Origin of the sequence: Roseococcus thiosulfatophilus (assembly GCF_017311575.1) — a bacterium.
Classification (GTDB): Bacteria; Pseudomonadota; Alphaproteobacteria; order Acetobacterales; family Acetobacteraceae; genus Roseococcus; species Roseococcus thiosulfatophilus.
Genome location: NZ_JAFFQY010000034.1, coordinates 1 through 7889 on the forward strand (window position 1 = coordinate 1; position 7889 = coordinate 7889).

A 7889-nucleotide genomic window follows, 5' to 3' on the forward strand; every position below is an offset into this window, starting at 1 on the left:
CATGAATTTTCCGGGCTAGGTCCCGACACCGAAGGGCCACCAATCGGCACGCGCGTCATCGCCGCCATGGAGCGTGGGGCCTTTGCCGAGCGCGCGCTCGCCACCGCAGCCGTGCTAGCCCCTGTGCCGGAGCATGTTTCGTCGCTCGACGCAGCGGGGCTGGGCCTCGCGGCACAAACGGCCTGGTTTGCCCTGACCGTGCGGGCGCGGATCGAGGCTGGCGAAAGCGTGCTCGTGCTTGGCGCGTCGGGGGCCGTCGGCCTCGCGGCCGTGGCGATCGCGCGGGCCTTGGGGGCGGCGCGGGTGATCGGTGCCGTCCGTACCGATACTGGCGCCCAACTCGCGCGCGAGGCGGGTGCCCATGCGGTGCTTCGGCTTGATAGGCCTGCAGTGCGCGATACTCTCCGCGACGAGCTCAGCGCATGCGGCGGGCCAGTAGATCTTGTGGTCGATCCAATCGGCGGCGATGCCACCTCGGCCGCGCTGCGCTGCCTTGCCTGGAGCGGACGACTCGTGATCGTGGGCTTCGCTGCCGGCGACATCCCACACATCCGTGCCAATTATTTGCTGCTGAAGAATATTGCCGTTCTTGGCCTACAATGGTCGGACTACCGTGAACGCACCCCGGAAAGGGTAGTCTCGGCATGGCGCTTTCTTTTTCGCCTCTACGAGAGCGGCGCCCTGGCACCGCGTATCGGGCGTGTGCTGCCGCTGGCACAGACCAGTGAAGCCCTTGTGGGATTGGCGGCGGGAGGGGGTGGTGAGCGCACGCTGCTGCGCATCATGGAATGACGCGAAGCGGCCCGTCACGGCGCAGCACCGCCGACAGCGGTGCGAGCGATGGCAGATCCTCCGCGCCCCACGCGAGTTGCAGCACTCCGTGAGGGTCACACCAGGGCGCGCCCAGTCCTATCAGGAGGCCTGCCTTGGCGTTGAGTTCTGCGTCGCTGAGCGGCCTGTCAGGCAGGCCGCGCGCCATCGGCACATGCACCCGCCATGCGGTGCCACAGGTGCTTTCGGCGAGGAGCGTGACGGCTTCTACGCGGCAATCCGCATCGTCACGGACGAAGATGCGGCTTCGCAGAGCGCGGATTTCCGTATGCTCCACCGCTGCATCCGTCAGCTCGGCCGGCCCTACGCCGCCCTTCAGCAGAGCCGCGGCCGCGACGTGCTGCGCCGAGACCGTGGCTTCCCGTCCGGTTCGGATATCCGGTCGATCCGCGCGCATACGCAGCATCGGGTGTCCTCGAAGCTCAAGCCGGCTGAGCTTGTCCAGGGTGAAGCCATCCAGTTTCAACAACGCGAGGCACGCATCGACGACGGGATGCAGCACGACCCCCACCGGATAGGCCTTTGGCGCGTTCCGCAGGATTTCCCATCGGGTTCCGAGCTCGGCCGTGATCTGGCCGGCATCGGCCGCTGGCGCCATCACGGACAGGAAGCCGAATTGCCCCTCAAGGGGAGCAGCCGGACCCGCAATGCCGGCGGCAGCAAACAATGCGGCTTGCAGCCCGCCCCGCGCGGCAGCGCCGACGCCGGTGCTCTTGCTGGCCGCTCCCAGCGCTTCCACCAGGCCGGCAGACTGGCTGGCGGCGTGTCCGATAGCCCAGACAACGCGGGCTGCGTCGAGGCGGAGGATCGATGCCGTCGCCGCCGCCGCGCCGAAGACGCCACAGGTCGCCGTGATGTGAAAGCCGGCAGCGTAGTGGCCGGGCGACGCCGCGTTGCCGATCCGGCATGCGACCTCGATGCCCGCAATGATCCCTGTCAGCAGGTGCTCCCCCTTTGCCCCGGTCAGTTCCGCGGCGGCGAGCGCCGCTGCGACAACGACGGGACCCGGATGCATCACGGTCGGCAGGTGCTGGTCGTCGAAATCATGCACGTTCGCGGCGGCGGCATTGATGAAGGCAGCCGTCCCCGCATCTGTTCGATCCGCTCCGATCTCCGTCGCGATCGCTGCGCCGGCCATCGGCGCGAGCGCGGTGGAGAAGGCCGCGATCGCAGGGTCGGCCCGGCCGCCAAGCGCGCAGGCCAGGACGTTGACGAGATTGCGTCGTGCGGCGTGGCGAATTACCGCAGGAACATCGGGCCACGAGAGACTCCTTGTGAAGTCAGCGAGCGCTTGCGTTGGCGCGATGTCCGACCTACCCGTCGTTGCAGCGTTCAACCTCTCATGCTCCTGCAGCCGGACGCGTTGGGATCGACCGGGAAGCCACTACTACTTGGCCCTACGCCTATGATGGCTGAGCAAGATCCATTCCACATCTGTGCGCATTGTCGAACCCAAACGCAGGTGTTTGTACCGTGCGGATGGACATTCCACGAAGCCAATGAGGCGAGGCACATGGCGCGCGCTCCGCCGACCAGGATCCGGCACCTCCGAATAGCCGCGCGCCCCCAGCTTTCGGCAAGCGAAATTGGGACCGCCCGTCGGTTCGCCTCCGACCGGGGCAAGTTCGATGGAAGATGACCGTGACGCCGGTGGCCTATTGAGGGATCCAAGAGGTTCGACCGACCTACGGTCGCTCACGCTCGCCACTGTGGTCGACCACTTCGGGAGTGTAAGGCTTGCCGCGAAGCACTTACAGATGACCCCTTCTTCGGTCAGCCGACGCATCCGGGCACTTGAGGACCTCATTGGCGTATCAATCTTCGAGCGGCGGTCTTCGGGCGTTCGGGCGACCGCTGCCGGAGCGCGGTTCCTTGAGGCGGTACGTCGTATGCTGGCCGAGCTCGATGGTGCTACCGGCACAGCGCGAGCCGCCGGCTCGGGCCTCGTAGGCCGCCTTGTTGCCGGGACCTATTTCTCGGCCTCGACTGGGCGATTTCGCGATGCTTTGCTGAGATTCGCCGGGCGGCATCGCCGTGTCGAGCTGTCGGTGATCGAGGGCGATCGCGAGGAGCTCCTGAGCGACCTGCGTCGCGGCCGGACGGACGTTGCGATCCTCCTCGGGCCGCATGACGAACCGGGCCTGGACCGTCTGGCGCTCTGGCAGGAGGCCGGGATGGTGGCCCTGCCCGAGCCACATCCGCTTGCCGACGCCCGCTTGGTGCTCTGGCAGGACCTCGCCGGCGAAACCTTCATCGTCGCCTCTCGCGGCTCTGGACCGGAGGTGCGTGCGACTGTCCAGAACCTGCTGCCGCGCGGGCAGCCTGCAAGGTTCGCGCCGCACGATGTGAGTCGGGAGGGCATGTTCAACCTGGTCGGCACCGGCCTCGGCGTTGCGGTGCTGGCGGAATCTGCCTCCGGCGCATCCTATCCGGGCGTCGTATTCCGACCTGTCGGCGATGGAGCAGGGCCGACCATGGTAGAGGCCGCCGCGTACTGGGACCCCAAGCGCGACAACCCCGCCTTGCGTCGGTTCCTGGCGCAACTGCGCGCGACTCAGAGATCGCGCGCTGGCTGAGCCTGTGGCCCGCGCGATCGAGGCGCGGGCCGGCGTGCAGAGCGAAACCCCCGGTCGCTCGCGAGGAACCGTGTCAGCATCGGCGCGACGAGCTTCGTCGGTTCGACCTGCTGCCCCGTCTCGCGTGAGAGCGCTTCCGCGTAGGCGAGCAGGTCACGGTGAAGCTCGGCCGGCAGTTCCACGCTGAGCTTCACCGGACGGTCGTCGGGGATCGGGCCAAGCTTCAGCTTCGGCATGGATCAGCCTCCATACGGCTCGAGCACGAGATCGCGGTGGACGATCACGCGCACCGGAAAGCCGGGTCGCACGGTCAACGTTGGCGGGACGGAAAGCTGCCGGCGGACGATCTCCTCGCCGGCGCGGCCGACGGTGTCCTGGCCGCTCTCGCGGATGGCGCGGGCGATGTCGCTTTCGTCGTCGCGGCCGAGTTCCAGGCCGAGGTTCAGCAGGGTCGCCAACCCGGCGGCGAGGAAGAGCCGCCCCCAGTGGTAGTCCACGCCGTCCTCGAGCCCGGCGTAGCCGGCCTCGTCGGCACCGGGCATGCGCTCCAGCACGATGGAGCGCCCGTTGGGCAGGATCAGCCGGTTCCAGACGAGCAGGATGCGGCGCTGTCCGAAGCTGATACGGCTGTCATAGGCGCCGATCAGGCGCGCGCCCTGAGGGATGAGCAGGTGCCGCCCGGTCGGGCTGTCGAAGACGTTCGCCGTGACCTGGGCGGTGATCTGCCCCGGCAGGTCGGAGCGGAGGCCGGTGAGCAGCGCCGCGGGGATGACGCTGCCGGCCTGGATGACGAAGGGGCTCGCCGGCGTCTGGAGGCGGTCCGGCGAGGTCGTGCGACGGTCCGCAGGCCCACCGAGGAAGGCGAGCCGCCGGTCGGTGGCGTCGGGACCGATCAGCATCGCACCCGGATCCGCTGCCAGCGGTCCGGCGGGCGCAATACCGCGCGGCTCGCCGCGCGCTTCGACCTGCACGAAGAGCCGGCTCGTACGCGCCGCCTCGATCTCCTGCATGCGCCGCTGTTCGGCCGGATCGACAGTGGCCGGCATTGCCGGCGGCACGACCGGCTGTCCACGCTCCTGCGCCCGCACGATCGGCCGTCCCAGATCGCCCGGCAGCGGCGGCCCCAGCTGCGGGATGCCAGCATAGTCGCGCGGCAGGCTCGCGAGGCCGTCGGCCTGCGGGTTCCGGTCGGTGCTGTAGAGCTCGCGCGGCCCCTCGCCGCCGCTGCGGCCCTGGAGCGCCACGATCAGCGCCGCCCCGATGCCGAGCCCGGCCGCGACGCCAAGCCCGATCAGCACCCGCCGGGAGAGCCGCACCACGCGCGGCGGGTCGGGGCGCAGGCGCAGCGCCGCGGCGATGTCGCGCTCGCTCCCGCCCCGCTCCGGCGCGGCCCCACTCATCGCGCGCGGCCATCGGTGCGGACGATGCGCACGCGCTGCTGCCGGTCGCCGAGGCGCAGCTCGGCGGCGGCGAAGAGTCGGTCGACGATCATGAAGTTCTGGCGGACGCGGTAGTTGACCAGCTGCCCCTCGCCCTCCGGCCCGATGACGAAGAGCGGCGGCATCTCGCCCTGGCCGATGCCGCGCGGAAACTCGATGAAGACCTGCCGCCCGTCGTCGAAGGCGCGCAGCGGCCGCCAAGCCGGACTGTCGCCCTCGATGTCGTAGCGGAAGCGCAGGCGCGCGAGATCGAGCCCCTGCTCCACCGGCGCCGCGGCGTTCTGCCGGCGCAGCGCTATCAGCGCGTCCTGTGGATACTGCCAGGAGACGGAGGCCATGTAGGTGCGCTCGGTCGAGCGCAGCTCCAGCAGGTAGGTGCGGCGGTCGGTGTTGATGATGAGGTTGGTGGTGAGGTCGGGGCGCGTCGGCTTGATGATGATGTGCACCCGTCGCGTCGGGCCGGTGCCGCTCTCGGTGTCGCCGATGATCCACCGGACCGTGTCGCCAGCGGCGACCGGGCCGTTCCCCACAAGCGTCTCGCCTTCCTGCAGCATGATGGCGGTGACTTGGCCGGGCGCCGTGTAGACCTGATACAGCGCGCCCGGCGTGAAGGGGTAGACCTGCACCGCGTTGATGAAGCCCGCGCGGACCGGCTGCACGCGCGCGGCGGTATTCGCCTGGTTGACGCGCACGGTCGGATCGGGCGGTTCGGGCGTCCGGCGCGACGGCGGGATGCGCTGAAGCTGGCCCGGCAGGGGCAGAGGCGTCGGCACCTCGACAATCTCCACGGGCCTTGGCGGCTCGGGGATCTGCGTCGCCTGGATCGGCTCGTCGTCGTAGCTGATCTCGGGAGGGCGGAAGGCGCAGGCGAACATCAGGATCGCGATCTGGACGAAGTTCGTGAAGAACGAGATGTAGCCCATGAGGCCGGAGACGGCCTGCAGCAGCGGCCGCCCGGCATCAAGGCCGACCTGCGCGACGCGGCCGGGCTGGAGCAGTTGCTGCGCCGTGATGGTGGAGCCCGAGGCGACCAGGCCGAGGCCGGCGAAGCTGTCGAAGATAACCTGGGCCAGAAAATTCCAGTTGCCGATGATCCAGGCGAAGACGCCCACGAAGAGGGTCTTCTTGATCAGGCGCGCGATGATGTCGTCGTCCGCGCCCAAGGCCCAGAAGAGCGCGGCGAGGGTGATGTCGATGACGATGAGCGTTGCGGCGAGGAAGGCCACCTCGCCGCCGAGCAGACCGAAGCCGCTGTCGATGTAGCGGGTGAAGACGTCGAGAAAGCGGTCGATGACGCCGGTGCCGTTCATGGCACGTCCCGGAGGCTGCGGGGAAGGTCGCGCTCGGGAAGCCGATGATGGTCAGCACCCGCAGATGCGCGTCGCCGAGCCGCGGCGCGAGGCCGCCAACCAGCGGCTGGTCGGCCAGCAGCGCGTCGAGATGCATCGGCGACTCGGGCACGCGGACCAGGTGGCGGCGGGTGGAGACCGTCGAGTGGAGGAAGGTCAGCGTCTCGGCATCGTCGAGCCAGCGCGCCTCCGGCACGAAGGCCTCGATCTGGTCGAGCACGCGGTCGGTCCGGTCGACGAACCCGCGCAGCGCCTCGCGGCCGGTCGCGGCGTCGACGCCCTGCGTTCCCTCGTAGAGCCAGCCCTCGGCGCGGGCGGCATCGTCGGCCGGCGGCAGCCAGGCGAAGGTGAGGATGTAGCTGCTCTCGAAATGCGCCCCGGCCTCCTCGAACTGGGCGCGGCGCTCGGCGTCCACCAGGGCCGAGACAGGGTCGGGGAAGGTGCTGGCGGGGTAGCCGCGCGCCGGAATGCGTTGCGCCTCCGCGAAGACCGCCCATCCCGAGCCGAGGCGCCGCAGCGCGCCGTTCAGCCGCGCGGCTGTCGCCGCGAGCTCGGCCGGCGTGCCGCTGTCCAGGTCCGGGCCGCGGAATCGGGCGCTGCGCTGGAAGGAGCCGTCCTTGTTCAGCACCACGCCCGGCGCCACCAGGGCGGCCCAGGGCAGGAAGTCCGCGAGCGTCTGGGGCTTCCGGCGGTATTCGGCGAGGTTCAGCATCGAGGGCTCACGCGCGCAGCCAGGCCGGGTAGCGCAGGTGCCGGCGCACCACCTCCACGAACTGCACATCCCGTCGCGCGGCCCAGACCGCGGCGAGGTGCCCAACCAGCCAGATCAGCACGCCCGCGACCCAGAGCCGCAGCCCGAGCCCGATCGCCGCCGCGAGCGTGCCGTTGGCGATGGCGACTGCGCGCGGCGCGCCGGCGAGCAGGATCGGCTCGATCAGTGCGCGGTGCACCGTCGCCGAGAAGCCCGGGAGGGGATCGGCCGGCGCGGTCATCAGATCAGCGCCCCGCCGCCGAACTGGAAGAACGACAGGAAGAAGCTCGACGCCGCGAAGGCGATCGAGATCCCGAAGACGATCTGCACCAGCCGCCGGAAGCCGCCCGAGGTGTCCCCGAAGGCCAGCGTCAGGCCGGTGACGATGATGATGATCACCGCGATGATTTTGGCGACCGGGCCTTCGATGGATTCGAGCACCTGCTGCAGCGGCTGCTCCCAGGGCATGTTGGAGCCGGCGGCATGGGCGGGTGCCGCGAGGGCGAGGCTCAGCGTGAAGGCGGCCGCGCCGGCGAGGCGCGTGCGCAGCGTGGAGGTCATGGGGTGTCTCCTGTCGGTGTGAGGTCGTAGTCACCGGTTGCGGTCAGGCCGCGGACCTGGGCGAGCTCAGTAAGGCGGCGGTCGGCGCCGCGGCCGGCGAGCACGGCGATGACGTCGATCGTCTCGGCGATCAGCGCGCGCGGCACAGTGACGACGGCTTCCTGGATCAGCTGCTCGAGGCGCCGCAGCGCGCCGAGGGCGGAGCCGGCATGGATGGTGCCGATGCCACCGGGGTGGCCGGTGCCCCATGCCTTGAGGAGGTCGAGCGCTTCGGCGCCGCGCACCTCGCCGATGGGGATGCGGTCGGGGCGCAGCCGCAGCGCGCGGCGGACGAGTTCGGAGAGCGAGGCGACACCGTCCTTGGTGCGCAGCGCGACCAGGT

9 protein-coding genes and 3 pseudogenes are annotated in these 7889 nt (G+C 70.0%); 3 read left to right on the top strand and 9 right to left on the bottom strand.

All coding sequences use genetic code 11. The features are described 5' to 3' along the window. Positions 1-792: zinc-binding dehydrogenase (locus JTN19_RS13085; RefSeq protein WP_206933443.1), on the top strand; the 792-nt coding region annotated here is incomplete at its 5' end. Here the strand turns inward: JTN19_RS13085 and JTN19_RS13090 are convergent. Continuing rightward, positions 782-2167, bottom strand: a complete 1386-nt coding sequence (locus JTN19_RS13090; RefSeq protein ID WP_206933444.1) for an MmgE/PrpD family protein — start codon at positions 2165-2167, stop codon at positions 782-784. The two genes, JTN19_RS13085 and JTN19_RS13090, sit on opposite strands and share 11 nt — an antisense overlap. A gap of 292 nt (positions 2168-2459) precedes the next feature. Here JTN19_RS13090 and JTN19_RS20590 point away from each other — a divergent pair. Both JTN19_RS20590 and JTN19_RS13095 read left to right on the top strand, forming a co-directional pair. Next, a pseudogene (locus JTN19_RS20590) lies at positions 2460-2681 on the top strand (helix-turn-helix domain-containing protein); the annotation flags it as partial. Between the two features lie 39 nt (positions 2682-2720). Beyond that, on the top strand, positions 2721-3407 hold the full coding sequence (locus tag JTN19_RS13095) for a LysR family substrate-binding domain-containing protein (protein WP_242531131.1): 687 nt from the start codon (positions 2721-2723) through the stop codon (positions 3405-3407). Here the strand turns inward: JTN19_RS13095 and JTN19_RS13100 are convergent. From JTN19_RS13100 to JTN19_RS13130, 8 genes and pseudogenes are all read right to left on the bottom strand, one after another. After that, a complete protein-coding gene (locus JTN19_RS13100) occupies positions 3386-3643 on the bottom strand; it encodes a DUF2274 domain-containing protein (protein WP_206933448.1) in 258 nt (85 codons plus the stop codon). The two genes, JTN19_RS13095 and JTN19_RS13100, sit on opposite strands and share 22 nt — an antisense overlap. 3 nt (positions 3644-3646) lie before the next feature. Continuing rightward, on the bottom strand, positions 3647-4807 hold the full coding sequence (locus JTN19_RS13105) for a TrbI/VirB10 family protein (RefSeq protein ID WP_206933450.1): 1161 nt from the start codon (positions 4805-4807) through the stop codon (positions 3647-3649). Further along, the gene (gene trbG / locus JTN19_RS13110) at positions 4804-5721 is read right to left on the bottom strand and encodes a P-type conjugative transfer protein TrbG (RefSeq protein WP_242531132.1); all 918 of its coding nucleotides are present in this window, start codon (positions 5719-5721) and stop codon (positions 4804-4806) included. The genes JTN19_RS13105 and trbG overlap by 4 nt, the downstream gene beginning before the upstream one ends. A gap of 48 nt (positions 5722-5769) precedes the next feature. After that, a pseudogene (locus JTN19_RS20185) lies at positions 5770-6156 on the bottom strand (type IV secretion system protein); the annotation flags it as partial. A gap of 19 nt (positions 6157-6175) precedes the next feature. Further along, a pseudogene (locus tag JTN19_RS13115) lies at positions 6176-6907 on the bottom strand (conjugal transfer protein TrbE); the annotation flags it as partial. Between the two features lie 7 nt (positions 6908-6914). Next, positions 6915-7187: a VirB3 family type IV secretion system protein gene (locus JTN19_RS13120; protein WP_206933471.1), complete on the bottom strand. Its 273-nt coding sequence runs from the start codon at positions 7185-7187 to the stop codon at positions 6915-6917. Then, entirely contained in the window at positions 7187-7507 is a 321-nt protein-coding gene (locus JTN19_RS13125) for a TrbC/VirB2 family protein (RefSeq protein WP_206933489.1), read from the bottom strand. Before JTN19_RS13125 ends, JTN19_RS13120 begins: the two co-directional genes overlap by 1 nt. Then, a partial coding sequence (locus JTN19_RS13130) for an ATPase, T2SS/T4P/T4SS family (protein WP_206933499.1) occupies positions 7504-7889 on the bottom strand: 386 nt, incomplete at its 5' end. The genes JTN19_RS13125 and JTN19_RS13130, both read right to left, overlap by 4 nt.

Bases quoted from the DNA above. Each gene is read 5' to 3' on its own strand.
- JTN19_RS13125 (WP_206933489.1), bottom strand. From the start codon at position 7,507: ATGACCTCCACGCTGCGCACGCGCCTCGCCGGCGCGGCCGCCTTCACG.
- JTN19_RS13095 (WP_242531131.1), top strand. From the start codon at position 2,721: ATGCTGGCCGAGCTCGATGGTGCTACCGGCACAGCGCGAGCCGCCGGC.
- JTN19_RS13100 (WP_206933448.1), bottom strand. From the start codon at position 3,643: ATGCCGAAGCTGAAGCTTGGCCCGATCCCCGACGACCGTCCGGTGAAG.
- JTN19_RS13120 (WP_206933471.1), bottom strand. From the start codon at position 7,187: ATGACCGCGCCGGCCGATCCCCTCCCGGGCTTCTCGGCGACGGTGCAC.
- trbG (WP_242531132.1), bottom strand. From the start codon at position 5,721: ATGTTCGCCTGCGCCTTCCGCCCTCCCGAGATCAGCTACGACGACGAG.
- JTN19_RS13105 (WP_206933450.1), bottom strand. From the start codon at position 4,807: ATGAGTGGGGCCGCGCCGGAGCGGGGCGGGAGCGAGCGCGACATCGCC.